This window comes from Methylotenera versatilis 301 (assembly GCF_000093025.1).
Lineage (GTDB): Bacteria > Pseudomonadota > Gammaproteobacteria > Burkholderiales > Methylophilaceae > Methylotenera > Methylotenera versatilis.
This window is the reverse complement of record NC_014207.1, coordinates 2,787,553-2,807,317: the sequence shown is the minus strand read 5'-3', so window position 1 is coordinate 2,807,317 and position 19,765 is coordinate 2,787,553. Positions and strand designations below refer to the sequence as shown.

The 19,765-nt window shown below is 42.2% G+C and carries 18 protein-coding genes; 9 read left to right on the top strand and 9 right to left on the bottom strand.

The window, feature by feature from the left end; all coding sequences use genetic code 11:
- Positions 1–74: 74 nt before the first annotated feature.
- The 4 genes from M301_RS12910 (at position 75) to M301_RS12895 (ending at position 4,523) form a co-directional block, all read left to right on the top strand.
- The gene (locus M301_RS12910; protein WP_013149227.1) at positions 75–617 is read left to right on the top strand and encodes a shikimate kinase; all 543 of its coding nucleotides are present in this window, start codon (positions 75–77) and stop codon (positions 615–617) included.
- Positions 618–669: 52 nt separating this feature from the next.
- Positions 670–1,743, top strand: a complete 1,074-nt coding sequence (aroB, locus tag M301_RS12905) for a 3-dehydroquinate synthase (protein ID WP_013149226.1) — start codon at positions 670–672, stop codon at positions 1,741–1,743.
- 104 nt (positions 1,744–1,847) lie between these two features.
- A complete protein-coding gene (locus M301_RS12900) occupies positions 1,848–2,972 on the top strand; it encodes a deoxyguanosinetriphosphate triphosphohydrolase (RefSeq protein WP_013149225.1) in 1,125 nt (374 codons plus the stop codon).
- A gap of 261 nt (positions 2,973–3,233) precedes the next feature.
- Complete coding sequence (locus M301_RS12895) at positions 3,234–4,523, top strand: porin (RefSeq protein WP_013149224.1); 1,290 nt, start codon at positions 3,234–3,236, stop codon at positions 4,521–4,523.
- Between the two features lie 88 nt (positions 4,524–4,611).
- Here M301_RS12895 and M301_RS12890 read toward each other — a convergent pair whose 3' ends face one another.
- The 3 genes from M301_RS12890 to M301_RS12880 form a co-directional block, all read right to left on the bottom strand.
- On the bottom strand, positions 4,612–5,862 hold the full coding sequence (locus M301_RS12890; protein ID WP_013149223.1) for a hypothetical protein: 1,251 nt from the start codon (positions 5,860–5,862) through the stop codon (positions 4,612–4,614).
- A complete protein-coding gene (locus M301_RS14315; protein ID WP_013149222.1) occupies positions 5,859–7,004 on the bottom strand; it encodes a replication initiation factor domain-containing protein in 1,146 nt (381 codons plus the stop codon). Before M301_RS14315 ends, M301_RS12890 begins: the two co-directional genes overlap by 4 nt.
- 81 nt (positions 7,005–7,085) lie before the next feature.
- Positions 7,086–7,559, bottom strand: a complete 474-nt coding sequence (locus M301_RS12880) for a hypothetical protein (protein WP_013149221.1) — start codon at positions 7,557–7,559, stop codon at positions 7,086–7,088.
- A gap of 200 nt (positions 7,560–7,759) precedes the next feature.
- Here M301_RS12880 and M301_RS12875 point away from each other — a divergent pair, with 200 nt between their 5' ends.
- Both M301_RS12875 and M301_RS12865 read left to right on the top strand, forming a co-directional pair.
- Positions 7,760–8,773, top strand: a complete 1,014-nt coding sequence (locus M301_RS12875) for a porin (RefSeq protein ID WP_337998424.1) — start codon at positions 7,760–7,762, stop codon at positions 8,771–8,773.
- 423 nt (positions 8,774–9,196) lie between these two features.
- Positions 9,197–9,418 (top strand): hypothetical protein, encoded by a 222-nt coding sequence (locus M301_RS12865; RefSeq protein WP_041359508.1) that lies wholly within the window; start codon positions 9,197–9,199, stop codon positions 9,416–9,418.
- Between the two features lie 95 nt (positions 9,419–9,513).
- Here the strand turns inward: M301_RS12865 and ntrC are convergent, their stop codons facing one another.
- The 4 genes from ntrC to glnA all read right to left on the bottom strand — a co-directional run bounded on the left by ntrC (position 9,514) and on the right by glnA (position 14,296).
- On the bottom strand, positions 9,514–10,902 hold the full coding sequence (ntrC, locus tag M301_RS12860; RefSeq protein ID WP_013149220.1) for a nitrogen regulation protein NR(I): 1,389 nt from the start codon (positions 10,900–10,902) through the stop codon (positions 9,514–9,516).
- A 41-nt stretch (positions 10,903–10,943) separates the two neighbouring features.
- Positions 10,944–12,038 carry a nitrogen regulation protein NR(II) gene (gene glnL / locus M301_RS12855; protein WP_013149219.1) on the bottom strand — a complete coding sequence of 365 codons (1,095 nt, stop codon included), beginning with the start codon at positions 12,036–12,038 and terminating at the stop codon, positions 10,944–10,946.
- Positions 12,039–12,211: 173 nt separating this feature from the next.
- Positions 12,212–12,718: a DUF4124 domain-containing protein gene (locus M301_RS12850; protein WP_013149218.1), complete on the bottom strand. Its 507-nt coding sequence runs from the start codon at positions 12,716–12,718 to the stop codon at positions 12,212–12,214.
- A gap of 168 nt (positions 12,719–12,886) precedes the next feature.
- Entirely contained in the window at positions 12,887–14,296 is a 1,410-nt protein-coding gene (gene glnA / locus M301_RS12845; RefSeq protein WP_013149217.1) for a type I glutamate--ammonia ligase, read from the bottom strand.
- A 357-nt stretch (positions 14,297–14,653) separates the two neighbouring features.
- Here glnA and M301_RS12840 point away from each other — a divergent pair, with 357 nt between their 5' ends.
- The 3 genes from M301_RS12840 to mtgA are packed head-to-tail and all read left to right on the top strand — an operon-like array spanning position 14,654 to position 16,696.
- Positions 14,654–15,103, top strand: a complete 450-nt coding sequence (locus tag M301_RS12840) for a rhodanese-like domain-containing protein (RefSeq protein ID WP_013149216.1) — start codon at positions 14,654–14,656, stop codon at positions 15,101–15,103.
- A 3-nt stretch (positions 15,104–15,106) separates the two neighbouring features.
- Positions 15,107–15,931 (top strand): shikimate dehydrogenase, encoded by an 825-nt coding sequence (aroE, locus tag M301_RS12835; RefSeq protein ID WP_013149215.1) that lies wholly within the window; start codon positions 15,107–15,109, stop codon positions 15,929–15,931.
- A gap of 30 nt (positions 15,932–15,961) precedes the next feature.
- Complete coding sequence (gene mtgA, locus M301_RS12830; RefSeq protein ID WP_013149214.1) at positions 15,962–16,696, top strand: monofunctional biosynthetic peptidoglycan transglycosylase; 735 nt, start codon at positions 15,962–15,964, stop codon at positions 16,694–16,696.
- A 3-nt stretch (positions 16,697–16,699) separates the two neighbouring features.
- Here mtgA and M301_RS12825 read toward each other — a convergent pair whose 3' ends face one another.
- Both M301_RS12825 and uvrA read right to left on the bottom strand, forming a co-directional pair.
- Positions 16,700–16,924 (bottom strand): DUF2798 domain-containing protein, encoded by a 225-nt coding sequence (locus M301_RS12825; RefSeq protein ID WP_013149213.1) that lies wholly within the window; start codon positions 16,922–16,924, stop codon positions 16,700–16,702.
- An 18-nt stretch (positions 16,925–16,942) separates the two neighbouring features.
- Positions 16,943–19,756, bottom strand: coding sequence for an excinuclease ABC subunit UvrA (gene uvrA / locus M301_RS12820; RefSeq protein ID WP_013149212.1), 2,814 nt, complete (start codon positions 19,754–19,756; stop codon positions 16,943–16,945).
- Between the last annotated feature and the right edge of the window lie 9 nt (positions 19,757–19,765).

Below are 19,765 nucleotides of genomic sequence, written 5' to 3'. Positions count from 1 at the left end.
CAGATTTCTAAGATTACCTTAAAATGCCCGTCATACTTGTGATGGGCATTTTTTATGCGTGATGGGTGGCAGTGATGGTTGGTAAATTGAGCAATATCTATTTCATAGGTCTGATGGGGGCTGGTAAAACCACTATTGGTCGCTTAATAGCTAAGCAATTAGGTATGGTTTTTTATGATTCTGATCATGAAATTGAGCGTAAGACTGGCGTTAAAATTCCGCTTATATTTGAATTGGAGGGAGTTGATGGATTTCGTAAGCGCGAGACAGCTGCACTTGAGGAGTTGTGTCAGCTTGAAAATATAGTAATGGCTACGGGAGGGGGAGCTGTATTGCTACCTGAAAATCGTGAGCTTTTAAAAAATAATGGCAAAATAGTCTATTTGCGCGCTAGTGTGCATGACTTATGGTTGCGAACTCGTAACGATAAATCTCGCCCACTACTACAAGGCGGCAATATTAGACAAAAATTAGAACAGCTTTATATCGATAGAGATCCAATATATGCTGCCTTAGCTGATTGTATTGTTGATACGGGCGCACAGTCCGCAAATGAAATCACTAGTTATATTGAACAATTGATTAAAGAGGCTAGTAACAAAGAAGCGGTAAAGTAGACATAAAAAGCTAACTATCCAATTTAAATTTACCTAAATATCATAAATAAAAATGCAAACACTAAAAGTAGAACTGGCTAATAGAAGTTACCCAATACATATCGGGCGTCATCTGCTCTCTGATGCGAGTTTAATATTGCCTCATCTTAAGCGCAAACATGTTGCTATTGTTACCAATACAACAGTTGCTCCGTTGTACTTAGATCAGTTAAGTAGCAGTTTGAAAGCTGAAGGCGTAACTGTCATTCAGATTATATTACCCGACGGCGAAGCCTATAAAAATTCGGAAACACTTAACATCATTTATGATGCTTTGCTGCAAAATCGCTGTGAACGAAGCACTACGCTCATAGCGCTTGGTGGTGGCGTGATTGGTGATTTAACTGGCTATGCTGCCGCAACATATTTGCGTGGTGTGCCATTTATTCAAGTTCCTACTACATTGCTGTCGCAGGTGGATTCGTCGGTTGGTGGTAAAACTGGCATTAATCACCCGCTGGGTAAAAACATGATAGGTGCTTTTTATCAACCACAATTAGTTCTGGCGGATATTGACACTTTACAAACATTACCTCCGCGAGAGTTTTCCGCAGGTGTTGCCGAAGTTATCAAATATGGATTAATTCGCGATGCTGATTTTTTTGATTGGCTAGAAACTAATATGACCAGCTTGATGCAGTTGGATGAGCAAGTGCTGAGCTATGCCATTTACCACTCGTGCCAAAATAAAGCTGATGTAGTTGCCAAAGATGAGCATGAGCAAGGTGAGCGAGCTTTGCTAAATTTAGGTCACACGTTTGGACATGCCATTGAAAATGCAATGGGTTATGGCGTTTGGTTGCATGGTGAAGCTGTTGCTGCTGGCACGGTGATGGCTGCAGACTTATCACAACGTATGGGCTGGTTAAGTGACCATGATGTTACAAGAATTAAAAGTAGTTTTGAGGGTGCAAACTTACCGATAAAGCCGCCAAGCTTAGGTGTGGAAAAATATCTAGATTTGATGTCGTTAGATAAAAAAGTGGAAAATGGCAAGATCCGTCTCATCTTGCAGCAGGGTATTGGTAAATCAGTCATCACCAGTGACTATGATGCGGAAAAACTAAAAGAAACATTGGCGGTATGATGATATAAAAGCATTACACGATATTCAAAGATCAGCTTCACATATGTCAGCAATTTTTGAATATCGTGAAAAGTAATGTTAAACATTGGAATATATTAACCATAATGAGCAATCTTGCGACTTACGCTGCAAATCCAGAAGAAACAATAGGGCGTCATTTTGACGAACCTGCATCAGAAACGCGGAATGCTTTTCAGCGTGACCGGGATCGCATTATTCACTCCACAGCCTTTCGTCGCCTAGAATACAAAACTCAAGTTTTCGTGAACCATGAAGGAGATTTATTTCGTACAAGGCTAACGCATAGTCTTGAAGTTGCACAAATGGCGCGAGGTATTGCCCGCACACTCAATCTGCATGAAGACTTAACTGAAGCAATCGCGTTGGCGCACGATTTGGGTCATACACCATTCGGCCACGCAGGTCAGGATGCACTAAATGCCTGCATGCGTGACTTTGGTGGCTTTGAACATAACTTACAATCATTAAGGGTGGTTGAAAAGCTAGAACAGCGTTACGCGGAGTTCGATGGCCTCAATCTTACCTTTGAAGTGCGGGAAGGCATACTCAAGCATTGCTCAATCAAGAATGCAAGGCTACTAGGCGATGTTGGGCAGCGCTTTTTAGATAAAACCAGCCCAAGCTTAGAAGCGCAGCTTACAAACTTTGCTGATGAAATTGCCTATAACAACCACGATATTGACGATGGGTTGAGATCAGGCTTAATTACCGTAGATCAACTCGCAAAAGTTGAATTGTTTGCCAATAACTTAGCTGTAGTCAAAGCTAAATATCCGAAGTTGGAGCAAAAACGTTTAATACACGAAACTGTGCGGCGGATGATCAATACATTAGTGGTCGATTTATGTACGCATAGTGCTCAAAATATAGCGCAACCTCAACCAAAAAGTATTGTTGATATTCGCCAATTACCTCAATTGATTGGCTTTAGTGGTCAAGTTGCGGAACAAAATCAAAAGCTCAAACAGTTTTTACGCAAAAACTTATATCACCACTACAAAGTAAATCGCATGAGCGCAAAAGCGGCACGCATCGTACGTGAGCTCTTCGAAGCTTTTTTTGAGAACACTGGGTTGCTACCTAATGAATTTCAATTATCTGCAGAAACAGATAAAGCGCGGGCAGTTGCTGACTATATTGCAGGCATGACGGATCGCTTTGCTATTCGCGAACATCGTAAATTGTTTACCGTGGAAGAGTATTTGTAAGATAGGTTACAGGCTGCAATGAGTAACTAAATGTTGCACATTTACAACAAATGTAAACAAATGTGACAAAAACACCAATAATTAGTTGTTTCGCACAAATGCTTTAGGCATACTCTCATTCACCTTCTTAATGACGATTTTAAACATAGTCCCATTGAGAGAGTTTGCAAACTCTCTCGCTGTTATCTAAAGTCAAAAATGACTAGGTGATAGTGAGGTTATTTAGTAATAAAAATAGCATTACATAATTAGGAGATTCATATGAATAACACAATTAAATTAGCAGTTGCTTCAGCTCTATTAGCTGCAGCTTCAAACGCTTCAGCTGGTATCATGATTCCAGCTGGTGATTGGACTTTAGATATCGGTGGTGTTGTAAACATGTACTACACATCAACACGTCACACTGGTGATGATGCTGGTACACTAACTGCTGGTACAAACAACAATGGTACAAAAACAAAATCAAACATCACAACTGGCTTGTTACCTAACTACCTAACAGTTTCAGGCAAAACACGTCAAAATGATTTAGATGTTGGTTTCACTATTAGTATGCAGCCAGGTGCTGCAACAACTTCATCACTTTCAGGTGGCGGCGGTAACGAAAATCGTCAACAATTTATCACATTCGGTGATGCTTCTTGGGGTTCTATCAAACTTGGTAAAGATTTAGGTATTTTTGCTTCAGATGCTATCTTAAATGATATGACATTGTTAGGCGTTGGTTCTGGTGCTGGTACATTGAACGGTACTACTACTTTAGGTCGTATCGGTACTGGTTACATCTACGCTGACTGGAAAAACCAAATTGCTTACTCATCACCAAACTGGAACGGCTTCAGCTTTACAGCTGGTGTAAGTCAAGGTTGGAATGCTAATGGTACAGGTAGCCCATATGCAGCAAACGGAACAACAACACAAGCTGGTGGTTCTCAGCCAGCATTTGAAGCTAAAGCTAGCTATTCATGGGCTGGTGACTTCGCTGGTAAAGTTTGGGTTTCTGGTATTTCACAAAAGATGAGAGGTATCGGCGCTACTGCTGGTAATGCAGCTGGTTTCGCATTCGATCCAACAACTGGTGGTTCAATTCCAGTTGCTGCTACTGCAGCATCTTCTGGCACGGATGACCGTAGTGAAGCAGTTGATTTCGGCGGCACCATTAATGTTGCTGGTTTTGGTTTAACTGGTTACTACTTCACAGGTTCTGGTATTGGTAACCAATATCAATTCTCAAGTGGTTATGATGCACTAGGTCAAGCTCGTGATTCTGATGGCGGTTATGTTCAAGCTACCTATACTATTCCAGGTGTTGGTACTAAATTGGGTGCAAGCTGGGGTACTTCTAACTTAGATGCAACTTCTAATGATGCACGTGGTGATGTTTCAAGCGAAATGTGGACTATCGGTGCATATCATCCTTTAACAAAACACTTGAACTTGGTAGCTGAGTACTCAGATGCTAAAGATACAGTTGATGCTAGAGGTGCTTTTGCAGAAACTAAATCAAAAGCAAAAACAGTTTCTTTAGGCGCAATCTTATTCTTCTAGGATTACACAGGGTTAACCCTGTTAATTTAGAAGCTTAATTTAAGCTTAAAGTAATAATTAAACGGCATCTTCGGGTGCCGTTTTTTATTTAGTTATGTTGCTTGATTGATTTTCTTATTCGCTTACTATGAAGCAAAGCAATATTCATTTCACCATTTAGCGTAGATGCATAATGCCGCTCAATCATGATGACGGAAGTTCGCGCATTTTTAGCCAACGTCAGCAAATCAACGCCTTCACCATATAAAAGCCTATACGTTATGGCTGTGTGCCTCAAACAATACAATGTTCGTGTTTGTCCTTTAGCTCCATACTTAAGATTAGCTTTGTCTAACACCCAGCTAAACAAAAAACCTAAGTATCGCAGTGCGTGATCTCTGCGCTTCGCCATTTCGGGTAAAAATAAATAGTCATTAGGCTTACCGTATCCGCGAGATTTTGCATCTTTTAATAACCGTTTATATATGCCTACACCAGCGGTTAAAGTAACAATAGGTTGATCGTGCTTCTTTGTTTCAGGTAGAGACAATCTTAAATAGAGATATTCACCATCTACAATTTCGACATGCTTATGCTGTATGAATTTCAAATCACTCGGACGTATAAAACTATTCACCATAAACCCAATTAAACGAGTCATATCAGACGGCATGATTACATCCATGACACTAACCTCGTTGAGATGAATCTCTTTTGGTCTATTTTGCATCATGTAAGGTTGGTTACGCATGCGCCAAGCCGTTTTTAATAATCTTCTATACTCGTTGATAGTAAATGCGCCACGTGAAGCTCTAGGCGCTTTAACTTTTGGGAAATGCGGTAAGCTGGTAATTAAGTTAGTAAGTAAGGCGTAATTCAGCACTTTTCTGATGATGATTAAGTACTGCGTAATTGCAACACCCTTAATCTCTGACTCGGTTAACTGTTGTATGAATGCTTCTAATGTGACATAACCAATCTCACTGATAGCCATGCCATCAAAGTAAGGCTCAACCCATTTCGCTAAACGATTGCGTGTAATGCTGAGTGATTTTTGGCTAAGTTCACCACGTCTAACCCGATTTTCTTCTATGCGCAGCATGTGAGGCACCAGCTCACTAAATAGCGTATTAAATTTATCAACCGTAACAGGCGGTAAATTAGGATTAGGTGAAGTAGCTGTTTTTGAAACAGTCGGGTGATAATAACCACGTAAATAGTCAGCTAAATCAGAATCAATGAATAATAATTCATCATTGATTTTTGCACCTGGCAAATGTCCTGTTTCGACTTTGGACATAATTTCTTGAGGTGCAAGACGAAGAAAATGACTTGCTTCATCGAGTGTGAGCGTTTTCATTTATCCCACCCTTCATTCTTGTCTACGATGGGTAAATCTAGTCTTTTAGGAATGCCATCACGTATGAGTTTTTGGAGTACTTTTTCAGCGGAACCTTCAACTTCGAGCATGACATTTAAATGTTTGCCAAAACTTAAGGAGGTGCAAGCGGTCATGTGGTCATAGCTTATGCGGGTTGTATTTTGCATAGTACGAACACGGCTCATTTCATTTTGAATCCAGCCAGTTGCTTTAGGGTATGCACCAGCAACATATTTGCCTGGCTCAAGTAAAACATCCCAAGGAATTTCCCTATCAACATTATGAAGTTCAATTTCCCATCTAACCCATGGACTCCATTTCTCACCTAGTTGCATACCTTTTTCATAGATACGCATCATTTTTCCGTTTTCTCGTTTACCGATATAAAAAGTGCGTCCATTACCATCTGGCATTAACCAATTGCCTCTTTGATCGCAACTTGGTCTTTTCCCGCCTGCATTAAATGCACCTGCTATATACAACTCAACCGCAGAGTCGACTGTATGTAAGCCAATAAAATCATCAACAGCGCCATCCCAGCGTGTGATTTTGGCTTTAAGTTTATTCTGGAGTAGCTTAGCTAAATTAGCCCAGCTAGGAATCATGTGGCAGGCTTCACCTGGTATTGATAAAAATGCAGTATTGTTTTGCCCACCATAGGCTAGGAATGTTTTAGACTCTCCTAGCTGGATTGAATGTTCCAAGCCATGCAAGCCCCTGAAGCGGTTACTTAGTGGGGAGAAGGAGTTACCTAGACAATTGATTAAATCAAATACCAATTCATCATGATCGTGTTCTTTATAGGGAAATGTGCAATTTAGAAAATCAGTAATTGCTGCATATGGTTCACCATCAGATTTTGGTAATGGGGTGGAAATAAGTACAGGTTTACCATTAAAGCTGAATAGTTCGTAGCTTTCACCGCTATCTTCATGAGATTTAGTATTTAAACTTTCCCCCCGTATTACCAGACGGGGGTGGGTGGTCGATTGGGAAGCTGCTGCATATTCCGAAGCCGTGGTTCCGCCTTCGTTCGGTGATTCGGTCAGCGCTAGCGCGCTCGCCCCAATCCCCGAGCCGAACGCGGTCTTAATAAAGTCTAGTTTTTTGTATACTTTCATGCAAGGAGCCTTAATATGTCCTTGCAGAATACCTTAAATTTTCCTAGACTTCAAGTCCCCTTAAGGAAATATAAATTATCCTCACTTCACTTCGCGTCGATTTTCAATCTTGAACTCACCGGAAACTGCCTTCCAAAAATTGGTTGCTTTCTTTGCCAGAGCAAGGCCAATAGAACGTTCTGCACTAGGCCCTTCCTCAGCAAATACGTCACGAATTTTAATGTCGAGTATTTCTTCATATTTACGAATGGTTTTTTTGCTATGCAGGATATAAAGAGTCCTCCAGCCAAAATGATGACCTATCCGCAACATGCCAAGGGCTGATTCAAGTTCATCCAACATGCCACTAAAATTGGAAATTGCATGGTCTTCAATAGTCTGTATTTGCAATTTCTGTTCGTTTGTTAGTTGAGCCAAACGTTCGCCATGAGGCACATGCCGAGTGGGGGCTATTTTATCGGCAAAAGCTTCGATAATTTTGTGTGATGTACTTAACTTCTTTGCTGATGCAGTTGAGTTAACTGGCAAGCTTTTTTCGTTGATGTCGTTGCTCATTTCATGCTCCTTCAATATTTAAACAATAAATGAGAAAGGAGATTTCATCAACCTTTAGTTGAAAATAATCAATTAAATCATAAAGTAGAGTAAACGCTTACTACACAAACACTAGCTACAGCGGCAACTCAACAGCAGCTACTGCACCTCTAGGTCTAGGTACTGGCGGACAAGAAAACGTTTCTAATATTACTACAGGTTTGTTACCAAACTATCTATCAGTTTCTGGTAAAACACGTCAAAACGATTTGGATGTTGGTTTCACTATCAGCATTCAACCAGGTGCTTCAACAACACACGCTGGTGTTCAAGGCGCTAACGCTACTCAAGGTGGTAACGAAAACCGTCAAGCGTTCTTAACATTCGGTGATGCTTCATGGGGTTCTATCAAACTTGGTAAAGATCTAGGCATTTATGCTTCAGACGCTATCTTGAACGACATGACATTGTTAGGCGTTGGTGGTGGTGCTGGTAATCTTGCTGGCAATACAACAACACTAGGTCGTATCGGTACTGGTTTTATGTATGCTGACTGGAAATCACAAATCGCTTACTCTTCACCTAACTGGAATGGCTTCAGCTTCACAGCTGGTGTTACACAGTCATGGGATGCTGTAGCTGGTTCAATTCCAGGTAGCGCATCAAGCGATCAACGTGGTGGCTCAGAGCCAGCATTTGAAGGTAAAGCTTCTTACGCTTGGGCTGGTGACTTCGCAGGTAAAGTTTGGGCTTCTGGTATTACACAAAAAGTTCAACACATTACATCAACAACATCAGCTACAGGTTTCAATGATGATCGTGCTGAAGCATTTGATATTGGCGCTAACGTAAACGTTGCTGGTTTTGGTTTAACTGGTTACTACGGTCAAGGTTCTGGTATTGGTCAAACATTCCAATTGTTTGATGGTTTTGATGCAACAGGTGCACAACGTGATTCAGACCAATATTACGTTCAAGGTACATACACTATTCCAGGTGTTGGTACTAAATTAGGCGTTAGCTGGGGTGAGTCAAAACTTGATGGTAACTCAGTTGATTCATTCAGTGATGTTACTGACAGAATGTGGGTAGTTGGTGCTTACCATCCTCTTACAAAACATTTAAACTTGGTTGCTGAATACTCAGATACAGAGCGTACTGTTGCAGATAAAACAGTTGGCGATTTAACTGGTAAATCAAAAACTGTATCTTTAGGCGCAATCTTATTCTTCTAGGATTAAACAGGGTTAACCCTGTTAATTTAGAAGCTTAATTTAAGCTTAAAGTAACAAATAGAACGGCATCTTCGGATGCCGTTTTTTATTTTCCGCTAGTATTTGATTTTCTTACGCGCTTACTATGCAGTAATCCAATATTCATTTCACCATTGAGAGTAGATGCATAATGCCGTTCAATCATATTGACTGATGTGCGAGCATTCTTAGCAAGTGTTAGAAGATCAACTCCTTCACCATACAGAAGCCTATAAGTAATAGCTGTGTGCCTCAAACAATACAATGTTCTAGTCTGTACTTTTGCTCCAAACTTAAGATTTGCTTTATCCAGTACCCAACTAAATAAAAAACCTAAGTATCGCAATGCGTGATCTCTGCGTTTCGCCATTTCGGGTAAAAATAAATAGTCATTAGGTTTACCATATGGATACAAGTTTTCACAGCATGTTTGATGAGGTGGTGAGAATCAATAATGTTTACAACACGCTCATTCTTTTTGAAGGCGATACATTTCACGCTGCCAACAATTTCTTTGGAAGCGCTCTGCAAGACTCACGGTTAGCTCAAGTGTTTTTTGTGAATAGGATAGATGCTAATAAAGCCGATTCATTTCCAATTAACAGAGTAAACGCGATTAAGATTTAATTCTAGAGAAGCTATTTTAGGGGTGGTGGCTCACGCTTACGCAAGCCACCATTCAAATTTTTAACATTGTATCCAGGTGAATGGTCTCAATAATGTTACTCTTCTATCCCTAACTCTTGAATCTTGCGTGTAAGTGTGTTGCGCCCCATGCCTAATTGATTGGCAGCTTCTATCCGACGCCCATGTGTGTGTTCCAGCGCTTTTACAATTAATATCCGCTCAAATATGTTGGTGCGGGTTTCTAGTATGTTTTGCTCGTCTCGAGTTAGTGCGTCCATTACTTCGGCGGCCAGTGCATCTTGCCATGAAAGTGCAGCAGTTGATTTGCTGCTATCTTCTTTAAGTTCAGGCGGTAGGTCTGCAATATCAATATTTTGACCTGGTGCCATGACGGTAAGCCAATGGCATACGTTTTCTAATTGGCGCACATTGCCGCTCCAGTTGACGGCGCTTAAATATTTTAGTGCCGCAGCTGATGGTTGTTTTGTTTCTACACCTAACTCTGTGGCGCTGTGTTGTAAGAAATGTTTGATGAGTAAGGGTATATCTTCGCGACGCTCGCGCAGTGCGGGTAATCTTAGGCGGATGACATTTAAGCGGTGAAACAAGTCTTCACGAAATAAGCCGTTTTTAACGCGCTCTTCTAAATCCTGATGGGTTGCGGCGATGATGCGTACATTCACTTTAATGGGTTGATGCCCGCCGACGCGGTAGAATTGCCCATCACTTAATACGCGTAAAAGTCGTGTTTGTAGGTCTGGCGGCATGTCACCAATTTCATCTAAAAACAGTGTGCCTGTATCGGCTTGTTCGAATCTGCCACGTCTGGCGGCTTGTGCGCCTGTAAACGCGCCGCGCTCGTGACCAAATAATTCAGATTCAAGTAAGTCTTTTGGAATAGCTGCGGTGTTAATCGCAATAAATGGTTTATCACCTCTTGGGCTGTGGCGATGCAAGGCGCGCGCTACAAGCTCTTTACCGCTGCCAGATTCGCCATTGATAAGTACGGTCGCGTGCGACCTACTTAATCGCCCTATGGCTCTAAAAACCTCTTGCATGGCTGGTGCTTGACCAATAATCTCAGGCGTTGCCTCGATGGCAATACTCTCAGGCGCTTGCCTTGTGCTTTCATCAACGGCACGTTTAATGACATCAATCGCCTGATCGACGTCAAAAGGTTTGGCTAAATACTCGAATGCACCACCTTGAAAGGCTGCTACAGCACTTTCTAAGTCTGAATAGGCAGTCATGATGATGACGGGAATGTCAGGAAATTTCTGTTTGATTTCACTTAAAAAATCTAAGCCAGAACCATTCGGCATGCGTATATCACTCACCACAACTTGTGGTTGTTCGCGCTCTAAGGCATTGAGTGCTTCTGCGACGGAAGAAAAGGTTTTAAATTCTAAATCCGTACGTGCTAGGGCTTTTTCAAACACCCAGCGTATAGATTTGTCGTCGTCGATGATCCAGATTGGTTTCATTGTTATCTCAATATTCTAAAATTTAACTTTATTGCGTATGTTTACTGTTTTACTACACTAGATTTAATGGCTGTTGTTTCAATTGGCAATAGAATCGTAAAGCAGGTGTTGCCAGGTACGCTTTCGCATTCAATCATACCGTGGTGCTGGGTAATGAATGTTTGCGCAAGCGTTAAGCCCAGCCCCGAGCCGCCTTCACTCCCTGATACTAGCGGGTAAAAAATACGGTCACGAATGTCTACAGGGATGCCTGGGCCGTTATCAGTGATTTCTAATTTAATGGCGACACGATAGCGTTTTCTCGCCAATGTTACCTGACGTTCAGCGCGTGTTCTAAAGGTGATTTGGCTGCCAGCTGTATGGTGTGATTGCATCGCTTGCACGGCATTTCGAGCAATATTTAGTACCGCTTGTATCAGTTTCTCACGGTCACCAATGAGTTCGGGCAGACTTAAATCATAGTCGCGTTTAATCAGTACGGTTTTTGGTGTTTCGGCTAATAACAAGCTGCGCACGCGCTCAAGTACTTCATGAATATTGGTCGGTTGATATTTTGGTGCACGATGCGGTATCAGCAATCTATCCATTAGTGATTGCAAGCGATCAGCCTCTTTTATAATCACTTGCGTGTACTCACGTAAGCTTGGAGACGGCAGTTCGTGTTCTAGTAGTTGTGCTGCACCACGTAGACCGCCAAGTGGATTGCGAATTTCATGAGCAAGGTTGCGCAGCAACTCTGCATTGGCTTGCTGCTGAATCAACATACGCTCTTCACGCGCGATGCGGAGTTGCGCATCCATTTGCTGAAACTCAAGTATTAAGCATGCCTTGGGCGAATCAATAGGTGTTGCCGTGCAAGTAACCGCAAACGAGTTATGCCGATTAGTGGTGATGGTAAATTCGTGCTCTCTAAATGGGCTTTGTTGCTGAATCGCATTTTTAATGGCAGACATTAAAATTTCGCAATCAGGAAACACGTCGCTAATCAGCATGCCAGTCACATGCGTTGCACTAAACGCAAAGATGATTTCTGCGCCGGGGTTGATATAAACCACGCGACGATTTTCGTCTAACAGTATGATGGCGGTTGCTAAGTGCTCTAAGCCGGAGAAATGATTTGGTGTGGGTTGAACCATTAAATTTGGACCATTAAATTTGAATCATAGTTATATTGAATTTAGTGTTTATCTAAACGAGTTTTCAATGATGATACTATGACTAAGCAAAAGATAGACCAACTTTGCAGCTAGGCCTATCTTTAATTTTAATGGCTAATAAATGATGCTTAAAAAGCTTATTATTGACTGGTTTAATGCAGATTATCTAACTCTTTTTGCAGTAGCTTGATGTTGTTTTCATGACTATCTACATCGTCTTGTAAGCTTTTCATTTTTTCTTGGAATTTAGGCACGTTGCGCATAGTGGCGCCGTTGGCTGTTTTGTATATCTCTGGCTTAGCTTCACCTTCAGCATAAGCTTTTTTGGCTTCTTCTAAAGCGGCTTTTTCAGAATCAAGCTCATTTTGTAAAATCTCTTGGCGTTTACCATCTCGTTGATTTTGTGTCTGCTTATCAACTTTTGGAAAGCCTTCAGGGGTAGCTGAGCGTTTGTTATTAGAGGAACCGCCTGTGCTTTTAGGACGGTCATTTACAATCGTATTCGCGTCAGGGTCAAACTCTAAACGGGTTGCGCCTTTTGTCTTGATATTGGAGTAAGTAATGCGCCCATCCGCATCTACACGCTTATATATTTCAGCAATAGCGTTACTGGAAAACGCGATAATAACGAGTGTGACTAAAGACAGAATTTTTTTCATAACAATAGTTTAGTAGAGTTAGCCAAGTTAGGCAATGTGCTTAGAAAACGCATGGCAGAGGCTAAAGGTTGACCTCATGTATAAATGAAAAAAGGGGCGGAAATCGCCCCTTTTTTTACTGCTTATAATTCAACTGCTAGTTAAAAATTAACTTTGAAGGAATTTAGCTTAGCAAGAGTAGTACAAACCAAACTCTACTGGGTGCGGTGTCATACGTACTTTATTCACTTCTTCCATTTTCAAACCAATGTAAGCGTCAATCCAGTCGTTAGTGAATACGCCACCTTTAGTTAAGAATTCGCGATCTTTGTCTAATTCAGAAAGCGCTTCTTCTAGTGATGCACATACTGTTGGGATTTGTGCATCTTCTTCTGGTGGAAGATGGTACAAGTCTTTAGTCGCAGGCTCACCTGGGTGAATCTTGTTTTGAACGCCATCTAGACCAGCCATTAGCAATGCAGAGAACGCTAAGTATGGGTTAGCAATTGGATCTGGGAAGCGCGCTTCAACACGGCGACCTTTGTCAGAATGCACAAAAGGAATACGGATAGAAGCTGAACGGTTTTTAGCTGAGTAAGCTAATTTAACTGGCGCTTCGTAATGCGGCACTAGACGTTTGTATGAGTTTGTACCTGGGTTAGTAATCGCGTTCAATGCTTTAGCGTGTTTAATGATACCGCCGATGTAGTAAAGCGCGAACTCACTCAAACCAGCATAGCCATTACCTGCGAACAAGTTTTTGCCATCTTTCCAAACTGATTGGTGAACGTGCATACCTGAACCGTTATCGCCTGCGAATGGTTTTGGCATAAATGTAGCAGTTTTGCCGTAAGCGTGAGCTGTGTTCAGAATTACGTATTTTTGGATTTGAGTCCAGTCAGCACGTTGCGTTAAGGTGCTGAATTTAGTACCAATTTCACATTGGCCAGCAGTTGCAACTTCATGGTGGTGCACTTCAACAGGCACGCCCATTGCTTCTAAAGTCATACACATTGCTGAACGGATGTCATGCAATGAATCGACTGGAGGCACTGGGAAATAACCGCCTTTAACACCTGGACGGTGGCCAGTATTGCCGCCTTCAAATTTCTCACCAGATGCCCAAGCGCCTTCTTCTGAATTGATGCGCACTGAACTGCCGTTCATTGCAACATCCCATTGGATGCTGTCAAAAATGAAGAATTCTGGCTCTGGACCGAAGTAAGCGGTATCGCCTAAACCAGTTGATTTTAAGTAGGCTTCAGCACGTTTAGCTAAGCTACGTGGGTCACGTTCGTAACCTTTACCATCAGTTGGGTCAACAACATCACAAGTTAAAATAAGTGTTGGCTCGTCCATGAATGGGTCGATATTTGCTGTTGATGCATCTGGCATCAATTGCATGTCTGATGCTTGAATACCTTTCCAACCTGCGATTGAAGAACCGTCAAAAGCGTGGCCTTCTGTAAATTTTGATTCGTCAAAATGTGAAACAGGCACGGTGACGTGTTGTTCTTTACCGCGAGTATCAGTAAAACGAAAATCAACAAATTTAATGTCGTTTTCTTTTACCATTTTCATTACATTAGCCACTGACATCAGAATCTCCTATTGGTGGTGTGGGTTAGGATTAAACTTACAAAACAAAAAAACAAAATAATTCAACTCAGTAGATTAGCAGGAAACGTGCCATTCTGAAAAGACCAAACAACGGCTTTTTTAAAGAAGTGTTAAAATCCAATCTAAAATGAAGCACCAAAAACGTGCGATTTGTATAATTGATGCACAATATCAGTGCGCGTAGCTAGCTGTGTTGGTGCGTGGATATTTTCACGATTTTACAGATATACTTTACGGAAATTATTGCTAAGAATTTCGAGTGTAAAATTGTTGAAATTTGATAAAGCGCATGATTCGAAATAAAGAACAGCAAAACTATTTAATAAGGTGATTCACATGAGTAATGTAGATGCAATTTTACAGTTAGCGCAAAAGCGCGCTACTGATAACAGCTTTCCTTATGCAGGGGCGTTGACGCCACGTGAGACATTTGAGCTATTACAAGAGAGCCCTGAGGTTGTCTTGGTAGATGTGCGCACGCAAGCAGAGTTAGAGTTGGTTGGTCGAGTGCCCAATGCCATGAGTATAGAGTGGGCAACTTATCCAGGTATGGTAAAAAATCAAGATTTCGCAAAGCAGCTTGCTGATAAGGTTGATAAAAACCTCACAGTGATATTTATGTGCCGCACGGGTGGGCGCTCGCACAATGCGGCAGTGTTAGCTGAGCAACTTGGTTTTGATAAAGCTTACAATATGCTAGAAGGCTTTGAGGGTGAAGCAAACGAACTAAAACAACGCACTCTGATTAACGGCTGGAAACATGCTGGCTTGCCTTGGACTAACTAAATAATGACTGACAAGTATGCTGTGATAGGCAACCCGATTGCACACAGTAAATCACCGCTGATACATGCGGCTTTTGCTGAGCAGACTAATCAAGATATTAGTTATGAGCGCATATTAGCGCCGCTTGATGGTTTTGAAGTGACAGTTCGAGATTTAATCTCCAAAGGCTACAAAGGGGCGAATGTCACTGTGCCTTTTAAGTTTGAGGCGTTTGACATGGTTTTACCTAGTAATCGTGCGTTAGATGCAGGTGCAGTTAATACGCTGAGATTTTTGGGTGCAGAAATTCGCGGAGATAACACAGATGGATTGGGCTTGGTCCGCGACATTAAGCAAAATTTTGGTATAAATATTGCCAATAAGCGATTGCTCCTATTAGGTGCTGGTGGCGCAGCAGAAGGTGTGTTACATCCATTGCTGGAAGAGTCACCAACTTTGTTAGTCATAGCAAACCGTACATTGGAAAAAGCGAGCAGTATGCAAAAGAAAGTGGAGAAAAAAAATGAAAGTCGCTCTTATTTTTTGAATGCCAAAGCTTTTGAAGATTTAGCAGATCAACAATTTGACATTATTATCAATGCCACCTCCACAGGTTTAACCGATACAGCTCTACCTATCCCCAACACCATCTTCGCTAAAGGTTGCTTGGCTTACGACATGATGTACGGCCGTGAAACACCTTTTATGAAGCAAGCAAGGGAAAGTGGCGCACAAGTGGCGGATGGACTTGGTATGCTGGTTGAGCAAGCGGCTGAGGCATTTTATCTTTGGCGTGGTGTGCGGCCTGAAACGCAAAGTGTGATTAAAAAAATTAGAAATTTGGCTTAACTAATTTTAGTTTAGAAGAAATATAAAATAATGAAAAATTGGTTACTGAATAATCGGCCGGGTGCTCAACCATTGGGCTTCGGCGGGTATTTTACCCGAGGCTTGGTAGTGTTTTTTATGCTACTTTTTTTGTATCAACTTTGGATCTTTTTGCACATTTGTTGGTGGATAAAATTCAACCCGTCGTCTAGCGCTTTTATGGTGGATCGCTTAGAGATTATTCAAGAAGAAAAACCTGACGCAGAGTTGAAATATCAGTGGGTGGATTATTCCAGAATCTCAAACAACCTGAAGCGTGCTGTTGTCGCTAGCGAAGATGCAAAGTTTGTCGATCATGAAGGATTTGATTGGGAAGGCATCGAGAAAGCTTACGCAAAAAATCTCAAAAAGGGCAAAATCGTTGCGGGAGGTTCAACGATTAGTCAGCAACTTGCTAAGAATTTATTTTTATCCACTAAACGCACACCTTGGCGCAAAGGTGAAGAAGCGCTTATTACGGTGATGCTAGAAAACGTATTGAGCAAGCGTCGTATTTTAGAGATTTACTTGAATATCATTGAATGGGGTAATGGCGTGTTTGGTGCAGAAGCTGCATCGCGGCATTATTATAAAACCAGTGCGGCTGGCTTAAGTAGCGCGCAAGCGGCAAAACTGGCCGCCATGATTCCGAATCCGCGCTATTACGATGCACATAAATCAACCTCATACCTCAACCGCAGAACGGCTACGATTCAAGCTAGAATGCGCTTTTCAGAGGTGCCGTAAACTTTATTCAGTAAGGCTTGCGACGATTCTTCTCACGATAGGTGCAACAATTAAGACGGCTGGAAATGCCACAGGCAACGCGTGAATAAATGCACTCATCCAGTGCGAAGCGAAGTTTGCATCAATACCTGCAAACAATGCGGTTAACACGCCTGACATGATGAAAGCCATGAGCAAAGACATCAAGAAGGCAAATAGGATGCCTGTATATTTTTTTGGTATTTTCATAAAAATTTCTTAATCAAATTACAACATCGCCTTGAGATATTTAGCCGTATAGCTTTCTGTGCTCAAGGCCACTTGTTCTGGCGTACCTTCTGCAATAATAGTGCCGCCGCCATCGCCACCTTCAGGTCCCATATCGACAATCCAATCCGCAGTTTTAATCACGTCTAGATTATGCTCAATAATCACTATGGTGTTGCCCGCATCTCTTAGGCGATGAATCACATCTAGCAATAGTTGAATATCGGCAAAATGTAAACCAGTGGTGGGTTCATCCAGAATGTATAAAGTGCGGCCAGTGTCGCGTTTACTGAGTTCTAGCGCAAGTTTAACGCGCTGAGCTTCACCGCCACTTAATGTTGTCGCGCTTTGTCCGAGCGTGATGTAACCTAAACCTACATCTAACAAAGTTTTAAGTTTGCGTGAAATAACAGGTTGTGCGCTAAAGAAAGTGTGCGCTTGCTCCACGGTCATTTCTAATACTTCACGAATGTTTTTGCCTTTGAATTGGATTTCTAAAGTTTCGCGGTTGTAGCGGTGGCCTTTACACACATCACATGGCACGTAAACGTCAGGTAAGAAGTGCATTTCTACACGTATTACACCGTCACCTTGGCAAGCTTCGCAGCGCCCACCTTTAACGTTGAATGAGTATCGGCCAGGGCCATAACCACGCACGCGGCTTTCTGGCACGCCAGCAAATAAATCGCGAATTGGCGTAAATAGACCAGTGTAAGTTGCCGGGTTTGAACGTGGCGTACGGCCAATTGGGCTTTGGTCTACATCGACCACTTTATCAAAAAATGCCAAGCCATCGATTTCATTATACGGCGCTGGTTCTGTGCTGCTGCCATATAAATGCTGCGAAACTACACGGTATAAAGTGTCGTTAATCAAGGTGGATTTTCCGCTACCGGAAACGCCTGTAATGCAGCTTAGCAAGCCCACAGGTAGTTTCAATGTGACATCTTTTAGATTATTGCCAGTCGCGTTACTTAATTTCAACCAGCGCGCTGGGTCTGGCGGCGTACGCTTTTTGTTATAAATAATTTGTTTTTTGCCGCTTAAATACTGCCCTGTCAGGGAGTCTGGGTTTGCCAGCACCTCAGCAGGCGTGCCCTCTGCAACAATTCTGCCACCATGCTCACCTGCACCTGGACCAATATCCACCACGTAATCAGCTGTCAGAATCGCATCATGGTCATGCTCGACCACAATCACGCTGTTGCCAATATCGCGCAGGCGCTTCAGTGTTTCTAACAATCTGTCATTGTCGCGTTGATGCAAGCCGATTGAAGGCTCATCTAACACGTACATCACGCCCGTTAAGCCGCTGCCGATTTGTGAGGCCAAGCGAATTCGTTGCGCCTCGCCACCAGACAATGTTTCAGCTGAACGTGAAAGTGATAAATACTCCAAACCAACGTTCGTTAGAAACTTCAAACGGTTGCTAATTTCTTTCACAATCTTATCGGCAATCGCAAGTTTAGCGCCAGTCAATTCAAGCGTATCAAAGAAAGTAAGCGCTAACTTAAGTGGCACTTCACATACTTCGTGAATGTTCTTATTACCTACTTTTACATGGCGCGCTTCTTTGCGTAAGCGTGTGCCAGAGCAATCAGGGCAGCTTTGTGAATTTAAATATTTTGCGAGTTCTTCGCGCACGGTTTGCGAGTCGGTCTCGTGATAACGGCGCTGCAAATTATTTAAAATACCTTCAAATGCATGCGTTTTTTCAAAGAAAACACCACGTTCATTAAGGTATTTAAATGGCATCACATCTTTGCCGCTGCCGTTGAGCAATACTTTTTGAATATATTCGGGCAACTTCTCAAATGCGGTATCAAGGTTGAAATTGTAATGCGTAGCAATACTTGCCAACATTTGGAAGTAAAACTGATTACGCTTATCCCAGCCTTTAATCGCACCCGCAGCGAGTGATAAATGCGGAAATGCAACCACGCGTTTAGGGTCGAAAAAGTTGATATTGCCTAAGCCATCACACTTTGGGCAGGCGCCCATCGGGTTGTTGAAAGAGAATAAGCGCGGCTCTAATTCAGCAAGTGAGTAGTCACACACGGGGCATGAAAACTTAGCTGAGAATAAATGCTCTTTCTCGGTATCCATTTCAACTGCAATGGCTTTGCCTTCCGCTAAACGTAATGCGGTTTCAAATGACTCAGCAATACGCTGCTTCATGTCTTGTTTAACTTTGATGCGGTCTATAACGACTTCAACCGTATGTTTTGTGGTTTTTGTCAGTTGCGGTAAAGCATCGACCTCATAGATTTTGCCATCTACGCGTAAGCGCACAAAACCTTGCGCTTTGAGCTCTTCAAATAAATCGAGTTGCTCACCTTTGCGGTTACTTACCACAGGCGCCAAAATCATCAGCTTGGTATCTTCAGGCAGCGCTAAGACGCTATCTACCATTTGGCTCACAGTTTGGGCTTCTAGCTTGATGCCATGTTCAGGGCATTCTGGGTCACCTGCGCGGGCGTAGAGCAAGCGCAGGTAATCGTGAATTTCAGTCACGGTACCAACAGTCGAACGCGGATTGTGCGATGTAGATTTTTGCTCAATAGAAATGGCGGGCGATAAACCTTCAATCAAATCAACATCAGGTTTATCCATACGCGCCAAGAATTGGCGTGCATAAGCCGACAGCGATTCGACATAGCGGCGCTGACCTTCTGCATACAGCGTATCAAAAGCAAGTGAAGACTTGCCAGAGCCCGATAAACCCGTAATCACGACCAACTGATTGCGTGGAATATCCAGCGAAATGTTTTTAAGATTGTGCGTTCGCGCACCACGTATTTTGATGAATTCCATAATGCTTTT

Bases quoted from the DNA above. Each gene is read 5' to 3' on its own strand.
- M301_RS12910 (WP_013149227.1), top strand. From the start codon at position 75: ATGGTTGGTAAATTGAGCAATATCTATTTCATAGGTCTGATGGGGGCT.
- aroB (WP_013149226.1), top strand. From the start codon at position 670: ATGCAAACACTAAAAGTAGAACTGGCTAATAGAAGTTACCCAATACAT.
- M301_RS12900 (WP_013149225.1), top strand. From the start codon at position 1,848: ATGAGCAATCTTGCGACTTACGCTGCAAATCCAGAAGAAACAATAGGG.
- M301_RS12895 (WP_013149224.1), top strand. From the start codon at position 3,234: ATGAATAACACAATTAAATTAGCAGTTGCTTCAGCTCTATTAGCTGCA.
- M301_RS12890 (WP_013149223.1), bottom strand. From the start codon at position 5,862: ATGAAAACGCTCACACTCGATGAAGCAAGTCATTTTCTTCGTCTTGCA.
- M301_RS14315 (WP_013149222.1), bottom strand. From the start codon at position 7,004: ATGAAAGTATACAAAAAACTAGACTTTATTAAGACCGCGTTCGGCTCG.
- M301_RS12880 (WP_013149221.1), bottom strand. From the start codon at position 7,559: ATGAGCAACGACATCAACGAAAAAAGCTTGCCAGTTAACTCAACTGCA.
- M301_RS12865 (WP_041359508.1), top strand. From the start codon at position 9,197: ATGGATACAAGTTTTCACAGCATGTTTGATGAGGTGGTGAGAATCAAT.
- ntrC (WP_013149220.1), bottom strand. From the start codon at position 10,902: ATGAAACCAATCTGGATCATCGACGACGACAAATCTATACGCTGGGTG.
- glnL (WP_013149219.1), bottom strand. From the start codon at position 12,038: ATGGTTCAACCCACACCAAATCATTTCTCCGGCTTAGAGCACTTAGCA.
- M301_RS12850 (WP_013149218.1), bottom strand. From the start codon at position 12,718: ATGAAAAAAATTCTGTCTTTAGTCACACTCGTTATTATCGCGTTTTCC.
- glnA (WP_013149217.1), bottom strand. From the start codon at position 14,296: ATGTCAGTGGCTAATGTAATGAAAATGGTAAAAGAAAACGACATTAAA.
- M301_RS12840 (WP_013149216.1), top strand. From the start codon at position 14,654: ATGAGTAATGTAGATGCAATTTTACAGTTAGCGCAAAAGCGCGCTACT.
- aroE (WP_013149215.1), top strand. From the start codon at position 15,107: ATGACTGACAAGTATGCTGTGATAGGCAACCCGATTGCACACAGTAAA.
- mtgA (WP_013149214.1), top strand. From the start codon at position 15,962: ATGAAAAATTGGTTACTGAATAATCGGCCGGGTGCTCAACCATTGGGC.
- M301_RS12825 (WP_013149213.1), bottom strand. From the start codon at position 16,924: ATGAAAATACCAAAAAAATATACAGGCATCCTATTTGCCTTCTTGATG.
- uvrA (WP_013149212.1), bottom strand. From the start codon at position 19,756: ATGGAATTCATCAAAATACGTGGTGCGCGAACGCACAATCTTAAAAAC.